Source organism: Nonomuraea phyllanthi, from assembly GCF_006334985.2.
GTDB classification, from domain to species: domain Bacteria; phylum Actinomycetota; class Actinomycetes; order Streptosporangiales; family Streptosporangiaceae; genus Nonomuraea; species Nonomuraea phyllanthi.
Window position 1 is genome coordinate 1 of record NZ_VDLX02000034.1, and the last position, 24,305, is coordinate 24,305.

17 protein-coding genes are annotated in these 24,305 nt (G+C 63.9%); 11 read left to right on the plus strand and 6 right to left on the minus strand.

The window, feature by feature from the left end; all coding sequences use genetic code 11:
- Window positions 1-1,682: RHS repeat domain-containing protein (locus FH608_RS48590; RefSeq protein ID WP_139638013.1), on the plus strand; the 1,682-nt coding region annotated here is incomplete at its 5' end.
- A 324-nt stretch (window positions 1,683-2,006) separates the two neighbouring features.
- On the opposite strand, the gene FH608_RS54630 is transcribed toward FH608_RS48590, so the two are convergent.
- Complete coding sequence (locus FH608_RS54630) at window positions 2,007-2,264, minus strand: hypothetical protein (protein WP_394367750.1); 258 nt, start codon at window positions 2,262-2,264, stop codon at window positions 2,007-2,009.
- A gap of 228 nt (window positions 2,265-2,492) precedes the next feature.
- On the opposite strand from FH608_RS54630, the gene FH608_RS54635 reads away from it, so the two are divergent.
- From FH608_RS54635 to FH608_RS54640, 3 genes are all read left to right on the plus strand, one after another.
- Complete coding sequence (locus FH608_RS54635) at window positions 2,493-2,705, plus strand: hypothetical protein (RefSeq protein ID WP_193319058.1); 213 nt, start codon at window positions 2,493-2,495, stop codon at window positions 2,703-2,705.
- A 9-nt stretch (window positions 2,706-2,714) separates the two neighbouring features.
- On the plus strand, window positions 2,715-3,779 hold the full coding sequence (locus FH608_RS48605; protein ID WP_139638016.1) for an integrase core domain-containing protein: 1,065 nt from the start codon (window positions 2,715-2,717) through the stop codon (window positions 3,777-3,779).
- A 450-nt stretch (window positions 3,780-4,229) separates the two neighbouring features.
- Window positions 4,230-4,607: a tyrosine-type recombinase/integrase gene (locus FH608_RS54640; protein WP_394367751.1), complete on the plus strand. Its 378-nt coding sequence runs from the start codon at window positions 4,230-4,232 to the stop codon at window positions 4,605-4,607.
- 373 nt (window positions 4,608-4,980) lie between these two features.
- Here FH608_RS54640 and FH608_RS48615 read toward each other — a convergent pair whose 3' ends face one another.
- The 4 genes from FH608_RS48615 to FH608_RS48630 all read right to left on the minus strand — a co-directional run bounded on the left by FH608_RS48615 (window position 4,981) and on the right by FH608_RS48630 (window position 10,454).
- Window positions 4,981-7,053: a hypothetical protein gene (locus FH608_RS48615; protein ID WP_139638017.1), complete on the minus strand. Its 2,073-nt coding sequence runs from the start codon at window positions 7,051-7,053 to the stop codon at window positions 4,981-4,983.
- Window positions 7,054-7,082: 29 nt separating this feature from the next.
- Window positions 7,083-9,056, minus strand: a complete 1,974-nt coding sequence (locus FH608_RS48620; protein WP_139638018.1) for an ATP-binding protein — start codon at window positions 9,054-9,056, stop codon at window positions 7,083-7,085.
- Window positions 9,049-9,741, minus strand: a complete 693-nt coding sequence (locus tag FH608_RS48625) for a hypothetical protein (RefSeq protein WP_226900566.1) — start codon at window positions 9,739-9,741, stop codon at window positions 9,049-9,051. The genes FH608_RS48620 and FH608_RS48625 overlap by 8 nt, the downstream gene beginning before the upstream one ends.
- Window positions 9,742-9,983: 242 nt before the next feature.
- Window positions 9,984-10,454 carry a hypothetical protein gene (locus FH608_RS48630; protein WP_139638019.1) on the minus strand — a complete coding sequence of 157 codons (471 nt, stop codon included), beginning with the start codon at window positions 10,452-10,454 and terminating at the stop codon, window positions 9,984-9,986.
- A 464-nt stretch (window positions 10,455-10,918) separates the two neighbouring features.
- Here FH608_RS48630 and FH608_RS48635 point away from each other — a divergent pair, with 464 nt between their 5' ends.
- From FH608_RS48635 to FH608_RS48650, 4 genes are all read left to right on the plus strand, one after another.
- A complete protein-coding gene (locus FH608_RS48635; protein ID WP_139638020.1) occupies window positions 10,919-11,269 on the plus strand; it encodes a CU044_2847 family protein in 351 nt (116 codons plus the stop codon).
- Window positions 11,266-14,985, plus strand: coding sequence for an N-6 DNA methylase (locus tag FH608_RS48640; protein WP_139638021.1), 3,720 nt, complete (start codon window positions 11,266-11,268; stop codon window positions 14,983-14,985). The genes FH608_RS48635 and FH608_RS48640 overlap by 4 nt, the downstream gene beginning before the upstream one ends.
- 280 nt (window positions 14,986-15,265) lie before the next feature.
- The gene (locus tag FH608_RS48645; protein ID WP_193319060.1) at window positions 15,266-15,577 is read left to right on the plus strand and encodes a transposase; all 312 of its coding nucleotides are present in this window, start codon (window positions 15,266-15,268) and stop codon (window positions 15,575-15,577) included.
- Window positions 15,574-16,446: an IS3 family transposase gene (locus FH608_RS48650; protein ID WP_139638023.1), complete on the plus strand. Its 873-nt coding sequence runs from the start codon at window positions 15,574-15,576 to the stop codon at window positions 16,444-16,446. The genes FH608_RS48645 and FH608_RS48650 overlap by 4 nt, the downstream gene beginning before the upstream one ends.
- A 53-nt stretch (window positions 16,447-16,499) precedes the next feature.
- On the opposite strand, the gene FH608_RS48655 is transcribed toward FH608_RS48650, so the two are convergent.
- Entirely contained in the window at window positions 16,500-16,913 is a 414-nt protein-coding gene (locus tag FH608_RS48655; protein WP_139638024.1) for a hypothetical protein, read from the minus strand.
- A 938-nt stretch (window positions 16,914-17,851) separates the two neighbouring features.
- Between FH608_RS48655 and FH608_RS48665 the strand changes: the two genes are divergently transcribed.
- The 3 genes from FH608_RS48665 to FH608_RS48675 are packed head-to-tail and all read left to right on the plus strand — an operon-like array spanning window position 17,852 to window position 24,154.
- Window positions 17,852-19,924 carry a tellurite resistance TerB family protein gene (locus tag FH608_RS48665; RefSeq protein ID WP_226900568.1) on the plus strand — a complete coding sequence of 691 codons (2,073 nt, stop codon included), beginning with the start codon at window positions 17,852-17,854 and terminating at the stop codon, window positions 19,922-19,924.
- The gene (locus FH608_RS48670) at window positions 19,921-21,240 is read left to right on the plus strand and encodes an ATP-binding protein (RefSeq protein ID WP_139638027.1); all 1,320 of its coding nucleotides are present in this window, start codon (window positions 19,921-19,923) and stop codon (window positions 21,238-21,240) included. Before FH608_RS48665 ends, FH608_RS48670 begins: the two co-directional genes overlap by 4 nt.
- The gene (locus FH608_RS48675; RefSeq protein ID WP_193319062.1) at window positions 21,197-24,154 is read left to right on the plus strand and encodes a DEAD/DEAH box helicase; all 2,958 of its coding nucleotides are present in this window, start codon (window positions 21,197-21,199) and stop codon (window positions 24,152-24,154) included. The genes FH608_RS48670 and FH608_RS48675 overlap by 44 nt, the downstream gene beginning before the upstream one ends.
- Window positions 24,155-24,305: the final 151 nt, after the last annotated feature.

Sequence of the window (24,305 nt, forward strand, 5' to 3'; positions counted from 1 at the left end):
CCGGCGGCTCCACCACCGCGTATGAGTGGGACGCCGCCGGCAACCGCACCAAGGCCGGCGATGCGACGTTCACCTACGACGAGCGCAACCGCCTCACCTCCGGCGACGGCACCGACTACACCTACACGGCGCGCGGCACGCTGGCCACCAGCACCAAGGCCGGCGCCACCACCAGCTACACCTTCGACGCCTTCGACCGGCTCATCGCCGACGGCGACAGCCTCTACAGCTATGACGCCCTCGATCGGATGACCAGCCGTATCCGCGGCACCGCCAAGCACACCTTCGCCTACAGCGGGCTCGGCAACGACTTGGCCGCCGTCACCGACAGCGGCGGAGTCGTCCAGGCACGCTATGCGAGAGACGCCGGTGGTGGCCTGCTCGGGCTGAAGGAGGGCACCGGCGCGGCCGTAGCGGCCCTGACGGATCTCCACGGCGACCTGGTAGCCACCTTCACCACCAGCCTGCAGTCCTCGGCTGCCTACGACCCCTTCGGCACAGTCACCGCTCAGACTGGCACCTCGAGTCAGCTTGGTTACCAGGGCGAGTACACCGACCCGGACACCGGCAAGCTCAACATGCACACCCGCTGGTACCAGCCCGGCACCGGCACCTTCACCAGCCGCGACACCGCCGACCTCACCCCCAACCCCTCCGTGCAAGCCAACCGCTACACCTACGCCAACGCCTCACCCCTGACCGGCACCGACCCCACCGGCCACGCCACCATCAGCATCGGCAGCGGCTCACTCGCCGGATTCGGCTACAGCGGCTCCGGATCGAGCGCTGCCGGCTGCATCGGCTACTCCCTTGGAGCCTGCGGAGGCGGCGACGCAATCGATACGTCCAACGACATGATCGGCGCCTGCCTCGCCTGCGTCACCGCAGGAGAGGTGATAACGAGCGGCTTCGTCTTGGTGATGACCGAGGAGCAAATGAGGACGCAGAATGTTCTCCCGAACGGCATGGAGCCTCCCAAGGGCTTTTGGGCCACCGATAAAGCGGTACGTAAGAGCGTCGTTGAGCTAATCTACAAGGGTGCGACCGAGGAGATCATCACTCGGATGTGGGCGCGCCTACAAATAGGCGGCCTTCCTGCGGCCAATGCCACGTTGAAGATCGCCGAGGCGCAAGCGGATATGGAAGTCACGCTCAGCCAGTGTAGGGAGAGCCTCCGCAGCGATGATTGCCAGAAACTGATCAAAGAGAAATGGGAAGAGTTCAGAAGTGCCATCTGCGAGAACCCTTCTTCGGGTAAGTGCACTCCTACGAAGGAGCTTAAGGATTCTGGCTACCCCGTGGAGCTCTACAAGTTCTTGGGCAGTCAGCCTCCAGGGCAAACGAATGCGAAGTTCACTGCCAATCTGATAAAGTGGGCAGAGGAGCATGGTAAGGGCTGCAGCAAGAGCGGGATATTGACCGTATGTACAGGTTTGCGCAAAACGAAGCATTTCGACGGTGACGCGATGACGTTGTCTTCGGTGATGCTCACTGACAAGAAGCCTGCGGCCGATTTGCTGCGGCACGAGGCCGTGCATGCGCGCCAGTGGGCGACCTACAACAAGGGCTCAGACTATTGGCCCACGTTTCTGGTTTACTACATGGCCGAGGGCAAAGATCCCTGCGAGAACAGGTTTGAGCAGCAGGCTGGGAAGGCGGGCAGGCCGTACAAATGCTCTTGACGCGGCGAAAGTGCTTCAACTCGATCTTCCGTGATCAATGGTCGGCTGCGCGGTTCGGCTGAGAGTTGATTGCGGGTGGTGGTTAGCGCGCCAGTATGTCTGCCGATAAACCATTCGTGCAGGTCAAGTTGCGTGTGAGTACTCGTGGAGGACTGCGCCTGCCGATAGTTACATCCGCCCAGGTCATGACTCTGCGAGGGCTTCACGTGGCGTACGCGAGCTCCGGTCCCCCGGGAGAAGGGGGCGCGTGCGGCAGGATGATCCGCTGTGCTCCGTCGCTTTGCCTACCTGGCCTGCGCCCGCCGAAAATTCCATCCATGCAGGTCAAGCGGCGTGTGAGTACTCATGGAGGATGCTGGCGAGCTGGTCTCGTCGGCGTATGTTCAGGCCGCTGATTCGCTCTGAATCCGTGATCGGATCGGAGACGGTGCGCAGCGGAGCAGCCTGGCTCAGGGCTTGGTGGGCGCGGTGCTGGTTGTAGAACCGCTCGTACTCGCGCAGAGCGTGCCGCAGGTGGCGTTCGTTCCATACCAGGCATCGGTCGAGAAGCTCGTGACGGCACGACTGCACCCACCGCTCCATGATCGAGTTCATCCGCGGTATCCGGATGCCGGTGAGCACCGTCTTGATGCCGGCCTCGGTGAGGATCTCGTCTATGAGGGCGGGGAACTTCCCATCCCGATCTCGGAGCAGAAAGCGCGCCCGACAACTCGCATCGTCGAGGTCCATCGCCAGGTTCCTTATCGCCTGGGCGACCCAATTTGCGGTGGGGTGCGCGGTGGTGCCGAGCACACGGATGCGCCTGGTGGCGTGTTCGATGACGGCCAGGATGTACTGGCGCTGGCCGTTCAGGGTGATGGTCTCGATGAAATCGCAGGCCAGCAGGGCGTCTGCTTGCGAGCGCAGGAAGTCGGCCCAGGTGGTGGAGGCCCGCTCGGGCGCCGGATCAAGACCTTGTGGATGCCCGAAACTCGGCCTTTGGGGTTGACCTGGGGTTCGGCGTTTCTGTTCGGGCGGGCATGATCGCTATTCATGGCGTTGCGGTTGCTTTATCTGATCTTCGTTCGGCTCGCGGGTTGGCTGGTGCTGTTGGGGCGCTCGCAGAGGTCGAAGGAGGCGGAGATTCTGGCCTTGCGTCATCAGCTCGCGGTGTTGCGTCGGCAGGTGGCCAGGCCTCAGCTGGCGTGGGCGGATCGAGCGGTGATCAGCGCGCTGGCGCGGCTGCTGTCTCTGGAAGGTCGTCGGCGGTTGTTCGTGACGCCGGGCACGCTGCTGCGCTGGCACGCCGATCTGGTGCGGCGGCGCTGGACCTTCAAGCGGCGAAGCCAGGGTCGGCCTCGCACCCGCGGCACCATCCGGGCCTTGGTGCTTCGTCTGGCCCGGGAGAATCCGCTGTGGGGTTACCGGCGGATCGCCGGGGAACTCGCCGCTCTGGGCTACCGGGTCGGGGCCTCCACGGTGTGGCTGATCTTGAAGAAGGCCGGTATCGAGCCGGCGCCACGACGCGCGGGGCCGACCTGGAGTGAGTTTCTGCGCGCTCAAGCAACGGGGATCTTGGCATGCGACTTCTTCCATTGCGACACCGTGCTGTTCAAACGCGTGTATTGCCTGGTCGTCATGGAAATCAGCACCCGGCGGGTGCACGTCCTCGGCGTCACCGAGCATCCGACCGGGCCCTGGGTTGCGCAGCAGGCCAGGAACCTGATGATCGAGCTGGGGGACAGGGCGGAGGGGTTCACATTCCTCATCCGTGATCGGGATACGAAGTTCACCACCATGTTCGACGAAGTCTTCACGGCCGCAGGCATCCGCATCCTCAAGACGCCACCTCGAGCTCCGCGGGCCAACGCTTTCGCCGAACGCTGGATCGGCGGCCTGCGCCGAGAACTCCTCGATCGGATCCTCATCGTCAACGCCCGCCACTTACGACGCGTGCTGGCGATCTACGAGACCCACTTCAATGAGCATCGCCCGCATCGCTCCCTGGGCCAGGCCGCCCCGCTGCGAGCCCTTCCCGACCCGGTCGAGGACGATATCAAGGTCATCCGGCGTGATCGCCTCGGTGGGCTGATCCACGAATATGTGCAGGTCGCATAGGGCGGCCGAGTTCTTGGCACCCACAGGCCTGGCGGCACGGGGGAGAGCGTTCGGCGGTGGCGGTGTGGACGGTCGAGCAGCTGGCCGCCTTCCTGCGCTACGCACAGGAGGATTCGCTGTTCGAGCTGTGGTGGCTGGTGGCCTTGCGCGGGCTGTGGCGCGGGGAGACCGCGGGCCTGCGCTGGGTGGACGTCGACCTGGAGCGGCGCGAGCTGGCCATCGCCCATCAGCTGGTGCACACCGACGAGGGGCTGGTCTGGTGCGAGCCGAAGAGCGCGGCCAACTGGCGGACGTTGGCGCTGGATCCGGAAACCGTGCGGCTGTTGCGCCGGCACGAGCGTGCGCAGCGCCGGCGGCTGGGGAGTGGTGGTCGCCGACCAGCCCGATCTTCACCCGGGCAACGGGACGGCCGTGCAGCCGAGCTATCTCACCCACCGCTTCCACAAGCTGGTGGCCGCCAGCGGGCTGCCGCCGGTCCGATTGCACGACCTGCGGCATGGAGCTGCGACGTTGGCGCTGGCGTCGGGCACGGAGTTGAAGGTGGTGCAGAGCACGCTGGGGCATGCCAGCATCGTGCTGACCGCCGATACCTATGTCTCGGCGCTGCCGCAGCTGTATCACGACAGCGCTTGCGCGACGGCGCGGCTGGTGCTGAGGGCGGTCCGGAGCAACCGGAAGATGGCAAGGCCCGGGAGACGGCATGACTCACCTGTGGCTCACCCTGACTCACCGGATGACGCGACTACAGACCTGGGTAAAGCCCCAAGGTCGAACGCGGTTTGGAGAGTAGGACGGGTGGGACTTGAACCCACGACCCACGGATTGTGAGCTGTGGAGGAATTCTCCCCGCCGTCCTGTCGGGAAGTGATGATTGATGCCGTGCTGTATCGCGCACACGCGAGGAATTGCCGAGCAACCCTGTGTTCTTGACCATCACCAAAATGTGCCGTTTGCCCCCTTCTCGACGTGGCCATGTGTTGCCACGAGGCCTCGCCCCCACGGCCGCCGAACGTGGGCGAGCAACCACGGAGCAGTCATGGGAGGCGATGCGTGCCCTCTTGCGAGGATGCCTTGTAGTCGCTTCGGAAGCGATGCAAAGCCTGCCTGACGTGCGCGGATATAATTTTCGGCAGGCGCAGTGTCATTGACGGCAACGATCTAGGCATCGGCGGCGCCGAGCCCTTCTCTCCTGCGGGAAGGATTACTGTGAGTAGGTAGAGGGCGTAAGGCGGTTGCCTGTCACGATGCCCACGAGCACGCATCGATCGACCTCAGCATTGTGGGGGCGGTGCGAGGCGAGCCAGGTGAGCTCATCGATTCTGCGGGTGCCTTCGGTGCCGGTCTTGGGAGTGAGGTCCAGGACGAGAAGCTGGCCGAAGGGCGCGTTTGTGTTGGTGTACTCGGCTTCTTGGGTGAGGTATTTCCCCTCAATGTGCTCGCGCGTGTTGTCGTCGCTGTCCTGTTTCATCTCGGTGAGGTAGCGCAGCGAGCCGAAGTGCACCATGACGTCGGCGCGTCCCATGCCGACATCGGTAGATTCGACCTGGACGATATTGTGCAGCTTGCCGGACATCAACCAGCTGTGAAAGTCTCGCTGTAGGTCGGCTTCGACGGGCATACGTTGCCCCTTTTCTGGTTTACGGCGGTAGTCGTAGGGAGGATCGTCCTTCTTGCCCGCGCCGAAGAGGCTGGTGCGGGTTAGGTCGGAGCGGCTTTTGAGGAAGAGCAAGGTCTGTTCGACAAGGGCGCTGAACGTGGTCCGGACATCAGCGGTGAAGGCAGGGTGGGAAGACAGTTCCGCAACGAAACGGTCCAGCAACGGCACGATCAGGGGATCAGAGGCTTCGAGCCGTGCGACATCACTGGTGTAGGCGATGCCCTGGAGATCGGCGAGTTGGAAGTCGTTGAGGTCTTCGGCGATACGCAGGGCTCGTTCAAGGCCGAGCGTGCGGACCAGGTTGGGTGCGATGCGGTGGAGGCGGTCGGCGGCTGCCTTTTGCCCGCCCTCCTCGTCGTCGTCTTCGGCAGGGTCCTTGATGGTGTCGCTGGTAGTCTCTCGGGCGTCGATCCTAACGATGATCTTCGTTGCCGTCTCGGTGTCGAATGCGGAACCGGGATAGTCCTGCGGGTGTTCGGCGGCGTGCCGGAGTGCGGCAAGAAAAGACGCCTCCCGTAGGAAGCTGTCTTCGATTGCGGGTTCGACCAGCGTGGCCAGGCCGGTGGCAGGCGTGCTGGTACCGACGGGCCGTACCGTGCGGGCAGCGCGATAAGCGTCGAGAACAGCGTCCAACGCACGCCAGGAGTCCATCCACACCGGCGCATTCAGTGTTTGCGAGGTTGCCCGAAGCTGGAGAAGAAGCCGTCCCCAGGCTATTTCGGCGGACCGGCGTGGCTGTAACCATGTGGGTTGGTGAGTGCCGTGCAGCCATGCCTCCCGCCGTTCCAGCGCCTGCGCTACTTGATCGGCGGCTGTGGCGACCTGTTCGGCGTTGCCCGCAGCGAAGTGCAGAATGGCATCGCACACCGCCGTATACACCTCGGCATCGTCACGGCCCTCCTCTGTGGCGGCGGCAGCAGCGAAGAACCGGCGGGCCTCGGTCATCTCGCCTGTGACTACTGACAGCTCACGCGAGGTCAGGGCGGCCCGGAGTCGGTCGCAGCCGAGTTCGAACAACGCGTCGACGTCAGCCGCCTCGTCGACCGACAGTCGTTGCAGCAGGTTGCGTACGGTCGCCGTGATCGCCGCGTCCCGCTGTGACCAGCAATCCAGCGCGACCCCGAGGATGCGCGGCAGTCGTTCAAGGAAGTCATCCGGTCCGTCGGCGGGCAGATCTTCCAGCGCCCCCCAGATCTTGTAGGGGCTGACGGCCTCCGCCACGGCCAGCCGCACTGCTCCCTCCAGTCGCGCCGCTGCAAGGAGGGGCACTGTGCGAATGGCCTCGGGCAGACCGTCCAGCAGGATGCTGTTCAGCGGGCCGGCAAGTCCACGAGCGGCGGCGGGACTGCTCAGCAGGGTCTCCAGCGCTGAGGAGAACGCCAAAAGGCTAGTTTGCCCTGCGAACCCGCTGGGGAAGGCTTCGGCCTTTTCGATCCAGGTCGCATCGCCTTCGTCGAAGGCGTGCACGATTGCCTCGGCCAGCAAGGGCGCGTAGGGGCCGGCCGCGACCTCGGGCACGTCGCTGTGCACCACCTGGGGTGGCAGGGAAACGGTCTGGAAAGTGATCGTCTGCCCGGAGGCCGCCAGGGCGTTCAGCCTGTCTGCCAACTGCGCCATGCCGTCTCCTTCACCAGCCCGCGATTTCGTCACCACAACGGCTTGCCGTCGGGAGCTTCGATGATGTTGCCCTGCTGCAGAACGTCATGAGCCAGCTTGAAGTCGGTGGTGGTGATCAGCACCTGCAGGTGCTTGTCTGTGGCGAGCGCGGCCAACTCTCCCAGCAGCCTCCGGATGTCGAGGTCTTGTACCTCCTCCGCTTTCGGGCTGTCGATGAGCAGCAGTCCCGGGTGGGTGGAGACATGATGGACGTCGCCCACTCGCAACAAGGCGATCACTACCGCGATGCGGAGCCGGAGTCGTTCTCCCGGACTTTGGACGCTGAAGGGCTTGGGCCGGTCACCGCCCTTGGTGATCTCCAGGCGCGCGGCGCGATCGATCTTCACCGCCTCCAGGGAGTCGATGCCGAAGCGTTGGCCGAGTTCAACGATCTCGCGGTTGAGGTCGGCGAAGAGTGTTGCCGCAGCCGATTCGTGATCTTCTTCCAAGATCTTGACTGCGGCCTTCAGCACTTGCAATGCCCGCGTCTCGCTGGGGTCATCGACCAAGGGCGGGAGTTCCGGAAAGACGCTCAGCGCGCCCTCCAGGCGCAGCACCTCCTCCCGCGCCGCGAGCCGGGCGGGCACTTGGGTGGCGAACTCCGCGCGGCGAAGCCGTTCTTGCACCTGGGCCAGGTCCTCGGAGAGACGCGCCAGTTCTGCTTCGGCGGCTTCCAACGCTTCCTTGGCGGCTTTTTCCGCAGCCGCGCTGGCCTCAAGTCGCTGCTTGGCTTCGGTGATGACGTCCTCGTGGTTGTCGTCGTCACCTGGCACCGGTCGCGAGCACACAGCGCACGCGCGCGCCTCGATCTCCTCGCGACGGCGGTCGGCGTTGATCTCCTGATCGCACCGCGGGCACGCCTTTGGGTCGAGCCCGTGAAAGAGCATCCGGGCGGTGGCACTCTCGCTGACATCGTTGAAGAGTTTGGAGTCGTGCTGGCGCTGGGCACGAGCACGGCGATGTGCCTGCATCATCTCGTCCCACATGTCCTGTGTGTTGGCCACTGCGCGGGAGAGCCCGACCGCCTCGGCCGCCAGATCTGTCAGAGACTCCTGCTCACCGTCTTCAGTGTCGCTGACCAAGGCGAGCCGCTCTTGCGCCTGCCGCAGATCCGCCTCGATCTGCTGTCGTTCCTGGCTACGTTGGTCTCTGGCTGCCTTGTCCGCGGCAAGGCGCGCCTTGCGGCGCGCTCCCAGCACATCGGCCGTGGTCTTGACCCGGGTGAGCGCGGCGGCGGAGGGCAGGTCCAAGAACACCTGCAGAAGGCGGCCGGGCAGGCCGCTCATCAGGAGCTCTCCGAGCAAGGCCTTGTCCCGTCCGGCAGGCAGATAGATCGCTCCAAAGTACACGGGCCAGCCATGGGTCTGGGTGCCCGTCTCCTGAAGGCTGTTCACGAGTGGATGCAGGTCCAGCCGGTCCATCATCAGAGCCTGAATCTGCTCGGAATAGCTCTCCTCGCTGGATGCCCGTAGAACCGCGACGATGTCACGGGTGGTGTCCGGTTCACGTGCCGCTTCCAGCGCTTGGATATCAGAGCCAGTCAGAACCACTGCTGAGGTGATCTTTTCCTCGGACAGGTTCAGCCGGAAGCCCATGGGTTGCCCGGCCACCTCGGCGTCCAAGTCGATCTCGTGCAACCAGTGCCGTACGCCGATCGACTCGCGCGGCGAGCCGCGGAGGCACCAGGTGATCAGTTCCAGAACACTGGTCTTCCCTCGGAGATTGGCCGCGACCAGCCCCGTCAGGCCTTCGGAGAACCGCAGCGAAGTATCGAACTTTCCCGGATAGACCGAGCCCGTACGCACTCCTGACAGGCGCAGCCTATGCAATCTGAGGGTCCGGGGCCTGGCGGGCGGTGTCGCGAGAGGAACCCCGTAGTCGTCGAACACACCGCGGACATCCTCCGCCGAAACGCCGCTCCGCTCAGCGATCCGGCTCTCCAGGGGCATGCCGTTCTCAGCCATGAATCACCGCCTGCGCTCGCAGTTTCTCCAGACGTGCCCGGGCCCGGGCACTGACCGATCCGATCCGCTCGCCCCGAGCCGCCTGGGCGTACTCGCGTTGCAGATACTGCCGCTTCTTGAGCTGGCTGCCTCCCAGTCCATCGGCCAGGGCGAGGACGAGACGCGTTCGTTCGACGTAATACTGAAAGACCGGTGCCTCGCGAATCATTTTTCGGGCTACTTCCCGCCCTGCCGCTAGCAAGAAGTAGTCATGCTGGCGCACCCGATTGATTGTGCCTCGCCGACGGCTGGCGACCAGACCGGCGCTGCGCAGAACCGCCAGGGCATCGTCCAAGGGCTCGTAGGCACCGAAGTGATGGCGAAGCATCGGGTACCGCCGGACTTCTGGCTCTTCGGAGTCCAAGATGCTGCCGGCGAGCTCCAGAAGAGGCCCTTCACCGCTCTTCTCATACTCCGTCAGCAGCTCGTCCGCGAGATAGTCGGGATTTCGCAGCCAAAAGTCCAGCTTCTGGATCCGCACCTGAGTTCGGACCACACCCACGGCCTCGGCAAGCCCGGGGAGAGCACGCTCGGCATCACTTACGGGCTCGCAAGCACCATCGATGAGTAGCAGGATACGCACCGCATCCTGCTCTCGGCTGGTCACTGTCGCTCCGATGTCCGAACTCGAATGTGCTAGATCCACCGGCTAAGGATAAGGGTCAAGGTCGCATTGTGCAGGATCTGAACAAGCCTGAATTCTGAGATTAAAATGTTATTCTGACACTCTTGTGCCGGACGCGATCACGAAACCGCGTGAAACGTCGAGCTGAGTGTCCGCAGGCGGAGCCGACCGGCGGAGTCCTCCGCGAGTACTCACGTGCCGCGTGAGCTGTATGGATGTACTTTCGGCAGGCGCAAGGACAAGCGCAGTAACACGATCGACCATCATGCCGTCCGTGCGAGCGTGCCCGGACCGTACGGCCAGCGGCCCCAGCCGGCGGGCCGAGCGACTCCAGCACGCCGGAGACGGTCACCAGCCGACCGGCCCCGTCGCGCGTATGCCACGCTGCCAGATGGCCCCTCTTCCACCACACCAGCGACCTCCAGGCCGGTGAGTTGGTCGCGCCAGCGCTCGTCCACCGTGGCCGGCGCGTAGGCGTGCAGCTCGACGGCGACGAGATCGGTCGCCGCCCGCCCGTACCAGTCGGTCAGCCGCCTAGCCGCGATCCTGACCACGTCGGCGGGCTGCCAGCCGTTCCACCACGACCCCGAGATCGCTCCGGCTACGACCTCCACCAGCACGCGATCGGCGTCGTCCCGGTTGGCCAGGTAGGCGGCGGCGGAGTCGAAGGCCGCCTGGTCCTCGCGGGCCAGCGCTTCCATCGCCGCGCCGATCAGCTCATTGGCCTTACCCACACATGCCGTCCACCTCTAGGAAAGTCCGCCAGAACTTCACCGTGACGGAGCCCCGTCCCTGCTCGCTGGCGGCGGAACGCGGCGAGGTACTGACCGACTCACCCTGTGTCGTTTCGGCTGGCGCCAGCCGCCTTGAGCCTCGTTTTCAAGCTGTGGAGAACACTGCATGTCCGGTCTTCTGCCACCCTGAGGCAGGGCACGCTGTGGCATGAGCGGGTTTCAGACCCATAACCACTTGTCCTGCAGCTCATCGAAGACGCCCGATACTCAGGACGAAGAGGCGAAGTGAAGGAGATGTATCCAGTTCTGGCCACACCTTCTGACCGTAATCTGGACCGCCGTAAACTGCCCCAGGCTGTCCCCATGCCGGAGGGGGAGAGCTTTTTGCGTAGAGCCTCTGGCCAACTATGCGCAAAGATGCTTCATTAAAGATGAGTAGGCGTGACACGTTGGTTAGGAGGCTCATGTCCAAGTCTCAGCATCAACGTTCTACGAAGACACAGCTCCTATTGGAAGTGCGACCAAGTGAAGTCTCGGGCGATCTCAAACCTCGCGTGCCCGAACTCCCTGAGAAGTTTGGCGCCCGGGCTCAGGAGATCGCAGACAGCATCGGCGCGGTTGCCGATGAACTTAGATCTCGTCTCGAACGGATTTTGGACCGCCCGGCACACCCTAAAGCCTGGGGCGTTGAATCCATCGAGATTGGATTCGATATCGCCGTTCAAGCGGAGACTGGCGTAGTAATCGCCAAAGCATCAACGGAAGCAACATTCTCTGCAAGATTAGTTCTTAAGCCTGCACCGGACAGCAAATGAGTCTTGCGGTAGGTCGGCTGTACGACACCGTGTCCGATCAAGAACTCGGAACGGTCTTTGCAGTAACTAAGAGCCTGGCCTTAACGGCTTTTCACTGTGTCGGAAATCGTCACACTGGCAAGGTCGAAGTACAGCGTTTGATGTGTGTTTGGGGTACTGCAGAGACTATGGCTACCGTAAGCGATGCCGATCATATCAATGATGTTGCCCTCCTTGCTTTGACGCAGGCTCTGCCAAGTTCGCTTGATCCGATCTCGCTATCCGTTGATATTCATGAACACGAACAATATGTTGCTCCCGGGGCTCCTAAAGCTGTAAAGGGGGCTTTCCTATACGCGGCATCGGGAGCTATCGTCTGGAGAGCTTCGCGGCTGGACGACGGTGCAGAGGCACTGCAACTCTCGTGTAGAGACTCTACCGCCGGCCTGTCGCTCCACGGCCTTAGCGGTGCGCCCGTTCTGGTTGGACACCCCATGCGGGCTGCCGGCCTCATTATGCGAAATCAGCCTCGGGACGATCGCCCTGATCTAGCGACGGGCGCCACCATCTATGCTGCACCAGCGCACAGAATTTTAGCTAAGTGGCCTCAATTACACGATCACCCAGTTGATATAAGTATTATCATAAAGCGGCTTGCGAGTCGCAGGGCCACTCGTAGATTAGAGGATGTTCGCGACGACATCCTTCAGCTACTACAGAAAGGCGACCTTGGTCTCACAGAGCTAGATCTAAGTGACGTGCGAAATTCTCTTTGGGGCGTTGGATTCCAGGTAGATATACGTATTGGACGCACTGTTATTGACGTCCGGCGAGACTTGACGGACAACAGAGACCTATTGGAAGCGAAAGCGAGTTTAGAGCAGTACATATCGGCAGTCCAGCAGCGTGATAAGGGTAACTATCTCGGTCTGGTCACCGATGGCAAGGAATGGCATCTTCATGTCTGGTCGGGTGGAAGTCTTCGCAAAATAAGATCCTTTTCCGTGACGGTGGGCAAGAAGCATGATGAAGTGGTCTCATGGCTTGAGGCAGTACTCGCTGTCAAACAAAGTTTGCGGCCCACTCCTGCTGAAATTGAGGCCAAGCTCGGCGCTGAAAGCCCATCGTATGCCCTCGCAGCCACACAACTGAAATCTCTCTACGAGAAATGCCGTGAATTCCCCCGAGTAAAAGTAAAGCGCGACATGTGGGCTAAGTTGCTTACAACCGCCTCAGGAACAAACTTCACCGACGATGATGCTTTGTTCGTGAATCATACGCTCCTAGTGGCAATGGCGGATGTTATTGGCCATGCAGTTTTAGGCCTGCTTCGGCCAGTGTATGGACAGGTTACAGCTGACTCAATCATGTCTGGACGCGAGTTCTCTAACGCACAGGTAGGGGGCGTTATCGAATCCGACTTCTTTGATTGGGTTAGTGAAATACCGGAGGGTCTTAGCTTTATTGATGACCTGATACGCCGACTACGCCGTTTCGCATGGGATGAAGTAGAACATGATGTGTTGAAGACGCTTTATGAGTCGATAATTCCTGAGCTGGTCCGCCATCGGTTGGGGGAGTACTATACGCCGGATTGGCTAGCGGAGAAAATTGTGTCTGATCTCGTAACAGATCCGCTCTCGCAGCGTGTGCTGGACGCCAGCTGCGGAAGTGGCACTTTCATATTTCATGCTGTTAGGCAATATGTTGAAGCCGCTGAGCAACACGGACTTCCTGTCCCCGACATTATCCGAGGAGTAACAGAAAAGGTTTATGGATTCGATGTACAGCCAGTTGCTGTTACTCTAGCGAGAGTCACGTACCTGCTCGCCATCGGGATGAGGCGCCTGCAAGCAGATAACCGTCCGCGTTTTACTGTCCCGGTATATCTCTGCGACTCGATGCGCTGGGGACAGGAAGGAAAGCTATGGTCATATGACGGCTTAAGTATACCGACAACCTTCGACCATGCAGCTCTACTCTACGATCCAGATTATGAAGGTGCAAATGCTACGGACAAACTCCGGTTCCCTGATCGTATAATGGCGAACGCTGGCCTATTCGACCAGATCGTGCAAGAGCTTGCCGATAAAGCAAGTCAACGTCTAGCAGATTCTTCAGTACCGCCTTTGAATGCCTTTTTTTGCAAATACGCGATCGAGGAAGAGGACCAGGCTGTACTCACGCAGACTTTCGAAAACATGTGCACTCTCCACGATAAGGGACGAGACCATATCTGGGGTTACTATGTACGAAATCTAGCTCGACCCATCTGGCTCGCAAGGCCAGATAATCGAGCAGATGTGTTAGTCGGAAACCCGCCGTGGTTGGCATATCGCTATATGACAGATATTCAGAAGACGTCATTTCGCATCATGTGTACTGACCGGGGCTTATGGAGGGGTGCTAAGCACACGACAAACCAAGACTTGTCGGCTCTGTTCGTTGTTCGATGTGTAGAACTCTACCTTCGTGCCGGCGGACGGTTTGGGTATGTCATGCCGTTGGCTGCACTTACTGGAGGGCAATATCGAGGCTTTCGTCAAGGTGTATATAAGGGCCAGAGTCCATTCAATGTTCGTTTTGAGCAGGCATGGGACTTATCGGGAATAAAGCCAACCTTCTTCAAGCAGGCTGTTGGAGTAGTTCAAGGTGAGCGTATGTCTCACGATAGAAGCCCGCGCGCACTTACGCGTGACTGCGAAGAGTGGGTAGGGCGGCTTCAGAATTCTGGTGGGCGCTGGTCAGATGCGGAGAAACATATACGGCGCAATCCTCGTGGTTCCATTCCCGCTCTCACTGCTAGTAGCCCCTATCGATCGCGCTTTTTTGAGGGAGCGACCGTAACCCCTCGATACCTATTTTTCGTAGAACCTGAGCCAGCGGGCCCTTTGGGCCCCGGGCCAGGACGACGCCGAGTAAAAAGTTATCGTAGCCCGAAGGAAGATAAGCGTTGGAGGCGCATGGAGTCACTCCGCGGAGTGATCGAATCGCAGTTCATTCAGCCTATTTATCTAGGTGACTCCCTTCTCCCATTCAGATGGCTCACGCCAATGGAGGCGGTCCTCCCCATGCATGAACAACGGCTAGTCGCAGATAGTGAGCAGCCTTGGTTGGAGAGGTATCCAGGATTCTTGCAATGGTGGCGAGCAGCAGAGGATGCCTGGCTGCAGAATAGAGCGAGTGACAAGATGGATCTTATCGATAGATTAGATTATATGAAAGCGTTGTCGCGACAATTCCCCGCTTCCGGTCATCGCGTTGCGTATCTTAAGAGTGGAATGTACCTTGCCGCCGCTATAGTTAAGGACAATGCGACCGTAATCGATCATTCGCTCTACTGGGGTGTGGTGGCAGATGAAGACGAGGGTCGCTACTTATGTTCGATTCTGAATTCAATGGTAACTACGATGGCTGTGCGTCATATGCAGGTCCGGGGCGAGCATAACCCTCGACACTTCGATAAGCATGTTTGGAATCTTCCCATTCCTACTTATGACCCCAGTGACCAGTATCATCGCCGACTTACTACTCTGGCCCAACAGGCTGAAAGTGTCGTATCTGAAATGTCACTCCCTGTGCTCAGTACCGATGCCTTGCGGCGCCGCGTGCGCCAAAAGCTTCTAGAGGAGGGCATCGCGGGTGAACTTGATCAGGTCGTTCAGACGCTGCTTTTTGCTCCGGATGCCACGGATGAACGCGGTCATGGAGGGGTGGGTGCAGTCCTGCCGCCGTAAGCTCCTGGATCGATGTCTGCTCCGGAACGAGCGCCTTTTCGGCATGCCTTGCGCGGGTGTGAGGCGTTCTACAACCGGCACAGAGCACATCAACCTCTGGACCAGGCGGCTCCTCTACGCGCCGTCGCCGATTCGATCACCGATCCGGCCAGGTTTGCGGACCTTGAAGGTACGGTGGTCTCCAAGTGGATCGCTCGGTACAACACCCGCAGAAGACACTTGGGCTTGATCCGGTTTGACGGACATCTGAGATCAGGGGTTCGTCCCCGGGAGGATGTCCATGATGGAGAACATGGGGAAGAAGAAGCCGCGTCCTCGCCGCTCGTTCACACCGGAGTTTAAGGCCGAGATCGTTGAGCTGTGCCGGCGTGGTGACCGCTCGGTCGGCCAGGTGGCCAAGGACTTCGACCTGACCGAGACCGCGGTGCGTCAATGGATCCGCCAGGCCGAGGTCGATGCCGGGCAACGAGAGGGACTGACCAGCAGCGAGCGTCAGGAGCTGGAGGCGTTGCGGCGGGAGAACCGGCGGCTGCGTGAGGATGTCGACGTTCTCAAGCGGGCGACGGCTTTCTTCGTGAGGGAGACCCGGTGAGCGTGGATCCGTTCATCGAGGCGGAGAAGCAGGGCGGTCACAGCGTCAAGCGGGCGTGTGAGCTGCTGGGAGTCTCCCGTGCCGCCTTCTACGCGCGCCGCAGTGGCGTACCCGGCCCGCGCGCGGTGCGCGATGCGGCGCTGGCCGAGCGCATCGCCGAGGTGCACGCGCGCTCACGGGGCAGCTACGGCGCGCCGCGCGTGCATGCGCAGCTGCAGCGGGACGGGCAGCGGTGCGGCAGGAGGCGGGTGGCCCGGCTGATGCGCACGCTCGGCCTGGCCGGACGGTATCGGCGCCGCCGGCAGCAGACCACTGTGGTCGATCCGAACGCCGATGCCCGGCCGGACCTGATCGGCCGTGTCTTCGCCCCTGATGCGGCAGCCGTCGATACGCGCTGGTGCGGCGACATCACGTACGTGCCGACCGAGGAGGGCTGGTTGTATCTGGCCACTGTCATCGACATCGCCTCCCGCCGGGTGGTGGGCTGGGCGACGGCCGACCATCTGCGCACCGACTTGGTGGCCGAGGCTCTGAAGCGGGCCTGCGCCCGGCGCCGGCCCACCGGGCCGGTGATTTTTCATTCGGACAGGGGCTGTCAATATACGAGCGCCGCCTACGCCGCCCTGGCTGAACGGCTCGGGGTGCGGCTGTCGGTCGGGCGCACCGGTCAGTGCTGGGACAACGCGCTGGCCGAGTCGTTCTTCGCCACCCTCAAGGGCGAACTCCTCGACCAGCAGGTCTGGCCCACCAAAGCTGCGGTCCGCAGCGCGATCTTCGAGTTCATCGAGGGCTGGTACAACCTGCACCGCTTGCACAGCAGCCTGGGTTACCGTAGCCCGGCCGACTACGAGGCCGCCGCAGCGGCCTGACCACCACAACGATGGTGTCCGTCAAACCGGATCAAGCTCAACTCCACTCTGGGCTACCTGAGCCCGCTCGACTGCGAGCAGCAAACCATCTCAAAGGACCTGCTCGGCGGACTGGCCGGAGTCGCTCGCCTGGCCGGGCGCCTGCGGTGAACGGAGCCGAAATGCCTGTGTGCGCCTCGGCCCACCGGAACAAATTGCTCGAACGTCGTGACCGCCCACCGGGCGAGGTCGGCGTTAAGCAGGTTCACGATGGCCTCCTCACCGGCGTCAGGGGCGATATGCTCTTGGGCGACGATTGCGGCGTGCAGCCAGTCACGGACGTCAGGGTCTTTGTGCATGAGGTAGTTCCTCCAGGCGCCCAGTTGCTTGAGCGTGGCTGCCTGGTCGGGGCTGATCTCGAAGTCATCCGGGCGCTCAAGCTCCGCGGCCGCGGCCGGCAGCTCCTTCCACGCGGTCTGCCACTTCATGAAGCCGGGGTGTCGGCCGGCCTTAGGTGCACCCAGCTGGCGTAGGACTCGGCGGCTGCCTGCGTCAGCATCACCGTAGCGATAGGGGCGTCGGTTTCACGGTTGCGTGGTTCCATTCCAGAAAGTCTCTGCTGGCGCTCGTTCTGGCAGTCGCGGTGCCGCTCAACCCTCGATATGCGTGCTCCAGGGCGGACCGAAAGTGCACGTGGCTAGCGTCGTAGATGTAGCCATGCGTCGATCATAACGATGGCGCGGGTGCAGCCTTTAGCCTGCCCTTGTCGCTGATTTGGAGGAGGACGGTGGTCACCATCGTCTTTGATTGCGAGCCGACGCGGAAGCGGTAGTCCGGTGGCATCATGCCGCCCTTGCTGTTGGGCAGCCGTGCAGGCCCGGTCCGGACCAGAGGCCGTCGGCTGCTCCTCCTGAGCCCTCACGATCCGATGCCGGTTCACCCAACTGCCCAGGGTGCTGGCGTTGCTGTCATGCTCGCACGCCACCGGTGCGACTCTCTGATCGCCTTCCAGCGCCAAGCGGATGGCTTTTCGCGACAACTGCCTACGACGCCTCGTCACGTACCTTCCAGAGTTCTGTCAACTTATGTTGCGAATGTCCGGAACATGCTGAGCACCTCACTCATCTATATCGGATGGACCAGAAGTCCCCATAAGTGCCGTAGGCATGCGTCGCATCGGTAACAAGAGAACCTGCTGGTGCTATGAGGGATAGACGGAACTAAAGTTCCTTCCGATGCGGGGGATGACCTCGGGCATCTTGAATGTCGAGCCGAGCGGGCTTTGCAGGGGTGAGCAGTGAGCTTCTTGGACCGGTTCCGGCGTGAACCCACTCCATCGACAAGGACCGCTCCGCAACCGGGATCCACCCAACATCTGTCCTCTGCCCGCCCTGCTCGCCACGCGATGCACGCTTCTGCCGCGCCAATGCCGCAGTCTCGTTCGTACGCTCCCGTAGATCCATGGTTGCCTCCGGGAAGGGGAGTAACCATAGCGGGCTACAACATCGTCGGCGGGCTCCTCTACGTCGGCGCCCAGTTAGCCGCGCCTTCGCAATACACAGTGGACCCTGCGCTGATCAACCCGACCTTGCCCGTTGACCTGCGTCAACCGGACTGGGGCGGGCAGGGTTTGGACTATTGGCCGTCGTACAGCGACATTCCGCCGCAGGCGAGGGCCGCCTATCTGGCCTGGCTTGCGGATGGGCGGCGCTTCCCGCAGGCGCCGATCGGCTATGTGTTCCTCTACTTCTACGGGCTGGAACGTCGGGTGCTGTATGACCTGCAGCGGGACCGTTCCACCGCGGCGTTCGAGCTGCCGATCATCCACCAGGAGGTCCGCCGTCTCCTGGCCATCTACGGCGGTCACAAGGCATTCAAGCGCTACGTGGGACAGTTCGAGCAGGTGCTGGACATGTTCACGGCTGAGCCCTCCGCGAAGGCGCCAGCGCCGACGCGTGATTACCCGCCCCCGCTACGGCTGCGCGCCGGTCTGGGAGCGTTCGCGGCGCAAGGTGTACCCGTGCCTGCGGACTGGGCGTTGACCTGGATCCGCTCGCACCCGGAGTACTACCCACGTACTCCTGCCACCCGATGCGCCGCCGAGTTTGACAGGCTCTTCTTGCAGCGCTACGCCGCCCGCTACGGGAAGGGTCTGATCGTGCGGCCCGGCCGCAAGAACGTCACGCTGGACTACCGGCCCGCCAGCGCCGGCTTCCGCGGCGTCGCCGAACTGACCTTGCCCGGCATCCCCGACGTTCTCGGATACGCCGCGCCGACCCGGAAGCTCGTCGCGTTGGCCGACGAGTGCACCGCGGACCTGGAGGCTTACAGCCGTTATCTCGGCCGGGTGCCCGACGGGCAGCGTTCGGTGCAGGCGCAGGCGCTGCTGCCGGTCGAGCTGGTGAACCTGTCCGGAGGCGGTGCCGGGCAGGCGATCGCGTGGGCGCGCCACCGGCTGGACGCTCGGGAGCTCGCCGTCGTGCCGGTGGCGGAGTTCTCGGCCTTCATCTCCTCACCTCAGGTGGCGAAACCGGCCAAGAAGGATGTCGTTGCGATGGCGCAGGTGCTGGGCCGGGTGGGGGTCGGCATCGAACCGGATCCGCGCCTGGGCGGCGCGGTGCTCACCTCGGGATCCATGGTGTTGTTCGCGGCGCCGGACGGCCCGACGGCGGCGGCTTCCGACGCCTACCAGGCGGCGACGCTGCTGCTGCACCTGGCGGCGGCGGTCAGCGCCGCCGACGGCGACTTCGACGGGACCGAGCAACGCCACCTGAGCGACCATCTGGAACGGGCGCTGCACCTGACCGCCGACGAACGGCGGCGCCTGCACGCGCACCTGCGCTGGCTGACCGTCACCTCGGTCAAGCTCACCGGCCTGACCCGGCGCATCGCGGGCATCGATGCGGGCCAGCGCCAGTACGTGGCGGAGTTCCTCACCGCGGTGGCCGGGGCCGACGGCCGGATCTCGCCGGACGAGATCAAGACCCTCACCAAGATCTACCGCCTGCTGGAGCTCGATCCCGCTCTCCTGCCGACCCCCACCAAGCCCGCCCCGGCGACGGAACCGGTCGTCGTCCGCCCAGCGCAGCCAGAACGCGGCTACGCCATCCCGCAGCAGGCCGAGCAGACCGTCGCCCCGCTCGTCCGGCTGGACGAGGCGGCGATCGCGGCCAAGCTGGCTGAGACCGCACGCGTCGGCGCGCTGCTGGGCTCGATCTTCACCGAGGACGAGCCCCCGCCGGTCGCCGCGCCGCTGCCCGCTGCCGCACCCGTAGCCGGGCTGGACGGGCAGCACTCCGGGCTGGTGCGCGAACTGGCGTCAACGGGGCAGATTTCGCGGGCGGAGTTCGAGCAGTTGGCGGCGCGCTGGAAGCTGCTGCCGGACGGCGCGCTGGATCGGATCAACGAGGCCGCCTACGAACTGGCGGGCGAACCGCTACTGGATGGTGACGACCCGATCTGGGTCGACCGGAACCTGCTGGGAGAGATGCTGACGTGACATCGACCGCGATCCGTCCCCGAGAGCGTGACGCCCTGCTGCAGTCCCTGCGGGCCGGCGTCGTGCCGCGCATCGGGCAGCGCCACATCCAGGTGGGACGCGAGCCCGAGGTGAAGGCGCTGGTGACCGACATCGACCGGATCTCCGACGGCGGTTCGGCGGTGCGGTTCGTGATCGGCGAGTTCGGCGCCGGCAAGACGTTCTTCCTGCATCTGGTGCGCTCGGTCGCGATGGAGAAGAAGCTGGTCACGGCGCACGCCGACCTCAACCCGGACCGGCGCCTGCACTCCAGCGGCGGTCAGGCCCGCAGCCTGTACGCCGAGCTGATGCGCAACCTCGCCACCCGCGCCAAACCGGACGGGGGAGCGTTGAGCAGCGTGGTGGAACGGTTCGTCTCCACCGCGCTGGCCGAGGCCCAGCAGAGCGGCACCGACCCCTCCCAGGTCATCCGGGCCAGGCTGGCCCATTTGAGCGAGATGACCGGCGGCTACGACTTCGCCGAGGTCGTCGGCGCCTACTGGCGCGGCCACGACAGCGGCGACGAGCAGCTCAAATCGGCGGCGGTGCGCTGGCTGCGCGCCGAGTACGCCACCAAGACCGAGGCCCGCTCCGCGCTCGGCGTGCGCACGATCATCGACGACACCACCGTCCACGACCACCTGAAGCTGATGAGCCGCTTCGTCCGGCTGGCCGGCTACGACGGGCTACTGGTGTGCCTGGACGAGATGGTCAACCTCTACAAGCTGGCCTCCACCCAGGCCCGCAACTCCAACTACGAGCAGATCCTGCGGATCCTCAACGACACCCTGCAGGGCACCGCCGCCCACCTCGGCTTCGTCTTCGGCGGCACCCCGGAGTTCCTCGCCGACTCCCGGCGCGGCCTGTTTAGCTACCCGGCCCTGCAATCACGGCTGGCCGAGAACTCCTTTGCCGCCGTCGGCCTGGTCGACTACTCCGGGCCGGTGCTGCGTCTGGCCGCGCTGACACAGGAGGACCTGTACGTCCTGCTGACCAAGCTGCGTCACGTCCAAGCCGGCGGTGACACCTCCCGCTACCTGCTGGCCGACGACGCGCTGACCGCGTTCATGTACCACTGCGCTAACCGCATCGGCGAGGCATATTTCCGCACCCCGCGCACCACGATCAAGGCGTTCTGCGACCTGCTGGCCGTGCTGGAGCAGAACCCGGGCGTGGACTGGCGGCAGATCCTGCCCTCGGTGGAGCCGGTGTCGGAGGCCAATCCCGACCTGGCGCCGCTGGACGAGGAAACCGATGGAAGGCCCGGTGATGACGACCTCGCCTCCTTCCGGCTCTGACGCCTTCGAACGCCTGCACCCCAAGGTCCAGCAGTGGATCTGGCAGCAGAACTGGCGCGAACTCCGCGAGGCCCAGGAAGCCGCCGTCGCACCCATCCTGTCCGGTGACCGGGACGTGCTGATCGCCGCAGCCACCGCCTCCGGCAAGACCGAAGCCGCGTTCCTGCCGATCTGCTCGGTCCTGACCGAGCAGCCGGACACCGGAGGGTTCGCCGCCGTCTACATCAGCCCGCTCAAGGCCCTCATCAACGACCAGTACGGCCGGCTCGACCAGCTCTGCGACCACCTCGGCATCACCGTCTCCCGCTGGCACGGCGACGTCGCCGCCTCATCCAAGAGCAAGCTGCTCGACCGCCCCCGGGGCATTCTGCTGATCACGCCGGAGTCGCTGGAGGCGATGTTCGTCCTGCGCGGCTGGAAGATCCGCGACCTGATGGCAGGCGCCCGCTACCTCGTCATCGACGAGCTGCACTCCTTTATCGGCACCGAACGCGGCGCCCAGTTGCAGTCCCTCATGCACCGCCTCGACCTGGCGGCCCGCCGCCGCATCCCCCGCGTCGGTCTGTCGGCGACCCTCGGTGACATGGGCAAAGCCGCCGACTTCCTGCGCCCGCGGGCCGGCGACGACGTCACCGTGATCGTCTCCAGTAGTGACGCGCAAGAACTCCGCCTGCAGATCCGCGGCTACGTCCAGACCGCGCCCACGCTCGACCCGCGCGCCCGCGCCGCCCACGAAGCCCTTGGCGAGGAGGTGGCCGCCGACGACGTGGCCACCGGCGACCGGCTCGCCATCGCCGACCACCTGTTTACCACGCTGCGCGGCTCGCACAACCTCGTCTTCGCGGGCTCCCGCGCCGCCGTCGAGGACTACACCGACCTGCTCAACCGCCGCTGCGAGGACGCCCGCGTACCGGAGGAGTTCGTTCCGCACCACGGCAACCTGTCCAAGGACATCCGCGAGCACGCCGAAGCCCGTCTCAAGGACCGCACCCGCCCGGCCACCGCCGTTTGCACCTCCACCCTGGAGATGGGCATCGACATCGGCTCTGTCACCTCCATCGCGCAGATCGGCGCTCCGCCCAGCGTGGCCGCCCTGCGGCAACGCCTCGGGCGCTCCGGACGGCGCGGCGGACCGGCCGTCCTGCGCCTGTACGTCAGCGAACCCGAAGCCACTCCGGCCATCCACCCGGCCGACGAACTGCGCGCCCAGCTCGTTCAGGCCATCGCCACCATCGAGCTGCTCCTGCACCGCTGGTACGAGCCCCCGGCCGCCGAAGCCCTGCACCTGTCCACCCTCACCCAGCAGATTCTGTCCCTCATCGCCCAGCACGGCGGCATCACCCCTGCCGACGCCTACCGCACTCTCTGCGGGCAAGGCCCCTTCCGCGCCGTTGACAGCCCGACCTTCGCCACGCTGCTGCGCGACCTCGCCGCCGCCGACCTCATCCGCCAGGAGTACGACGGGCTGCTGCTGCCCGCCGAGACGGGGGAGCGGCTGATCAACCACCACACGTTCTACGCCGCCTTCGCCGCACCCACCGAATACCGCATCGTCACCGAGGGTCGCACGCTCGGCAGCCTGCCCATCGAACAACCGCTCCCGGAAGGCAGCCTGATCATTTTCGCCGGCCGCCGCTGGCGCATTCTGACCATCGACACGCACGCCAAGCTCATCGAGGTCACCCGCGCCTCCGGTGGCCGCCCGCCCCGCTTCACCAGCGCCGGCCCGCTCGTCCACGACCGCATCCGCACCACCATGCGGCGCCTGTACGAGGACACCACGGTCCCGGCCTACCTGGACGCCACCGCCCAGAGCCTGCTCGCCGAGGGCCGCGCCGCCTACCGCCGCCTGGGCCTGCACGACATCCCACTCGTCGGCTACGGCAACGACACCCTGCTGTTCCCCTTCCGCGGCGACGCCGTCATGACCACTCTCGGCCTGGCCTTGCACGCCTACGGCGTCGACGTCATCCGGTACGGAGTCGCGCTGCTGATCAGCGACACCTCTCCGCAAGCCGCCGCCGGTCTCCTGGCCGACCTGGCCGCGGAGGGCGTTCCCGACGCCCTCGCCCTGGCCGCGCTGATCCCCGACAAACGCGTCGACAAGTACGACGACGTCATCGGCGAGGAACTCCTCACCCGCTCCTACGCCCGCCGCCTCGACGTCACCGAGACCCAGGAGTCCCTCACCGCTCTCGCCGCCACCAGCGACCGCACCCCAGCGGTCAACCTGGCCACACCCGAGGCTGCCGTATCGCCCCGCCGGCACCGCATCGGCTCGCTGCCGTACGCCGTCGTTGACGTCGAAGCCACCTGCCTCGACACCCGCAAGGCCCGCATCACCGAAATCGCGATCATTCGCCTGCACCCCGACGGCAGCGAAGACCGCACCTACTCCACCCTGATCAACCCCGGACGCCGGCCAGGCCCCACCCACATCCACGGCCTCACTGAGGACGACCTGGCAACAGCGCCTCACTTCCCGCAAATCGCCGGAGACGTGGCGGCCATGCTCGACGGCGCGATCGTCGTCGCCCACAACGTCCGCTACGACACCGAAGTCCTCAGCACCGAATTCGCCCGCATTGGGTACGCCCCCGACAACCTCATGACCCTGTGCACCCTGAACCTGGCGCGCCGCTTCGGGCCGCCCCTGCCCTCCCACCGCCTCGCCGATTGCGCCGCCGCCGAAGGACTCGGCAACGGCACAGCACACCACGCCGAGAGCGACGCCCGAACATGCGCCACCCTGCTGCAGATCTACCTCCAACGGGCAACAGCACAAGGACTGCAGGGGCTCGATGAGCTTGGCGCCACCGGACAACTTCCGGCGAGGCCGTGGTGTCCGGCACCCGCCTCCTCCCTCACCCGACGCCGTGTTATGTCAGGGCGAGAAGACCTTCATGAGACGTAGTCGAATGGCACCTCCGCGGCAGACCACGCTCCTCTCGCTTCTCGATATCGGCGCCGTCCTTTGGGTTGAGCTGCTAGGACCGCGGATCCCGACACCGCCGAACGTACTCAGCCTGATCCGGGCTGCTGCAGCTCTATCAACTAACAGAATG

Coding starts and splice junctions, on each gene's coding strand:
- FH608_RS54630 (WP_394367750.1), bottom strand. CDS start 2,264: ATGGAGCGGTGGGTGCAGTCGTGCCGTCACGAGCTTCTCGACCGATGC.
- FH608_RS48605 (WP_139638016.1), top strand. CDS start 2,715: ATGGCGTTGCGGTTGCTTTATCTGATCTTCGTTCGGCTCGCGGGTTGG.
- FH608_RS48615 (WP_139638017.1), bottom strand. CDS start 7,053: ATGGCGCAGTTGGCAGACAGGCTGAACGCCCTGGCGGCCTCCGGGCAG.
- FH608_RS48620 (WP_139638018.1), bottom strand. CDS start 9,056: ATGGCTGAGAACGGCATGCCCCTGGAGAGCCGGATCGCTGAGCGGAGC.
- FH608_RS48635 (WP_139638020.1), top strand. CDS start 10,919: ATGTCCAAGTCTCAGCATCAACGTTCTACGAAGACACAGCTCCTATTG.
- FH608_RS48640 (WP_139638021.1), top strand. CDS start 11,266: ATGAGTCTTGCGGTAGGTCGGCTGTACGACACCGTGTCCGATCAAGAA.
- FH608_RS48645 (WP_193319060.1), top strand. CDS start 15,266: ATGATGGAGAACATGGGGAAGAAGAAGCCGCGTCCTCGCCGCTCGTTC.
- FH608_RS48655 (WP_139638024.1), bottom strand. CDS start 16,913: ATGAAGTGGCAGACCGCGTGGAAGGAGCTGCCGGCCGCGGCCGCGGAG.
- FH608_RS48665 (WP_226900568.1), top strand. CDS start 17,852: ATGCCGCAGTCTCGTTCGTACGCTCCCGTAGATCCATGGTTGCCTCCG.
- FH608_RS48675 (WP_193319062.1), top strand. CDS start 21,197: ATGGAAGGCCCGGTGATGACGACCTCGCCTCCTTCCGGCTCTGACGCC.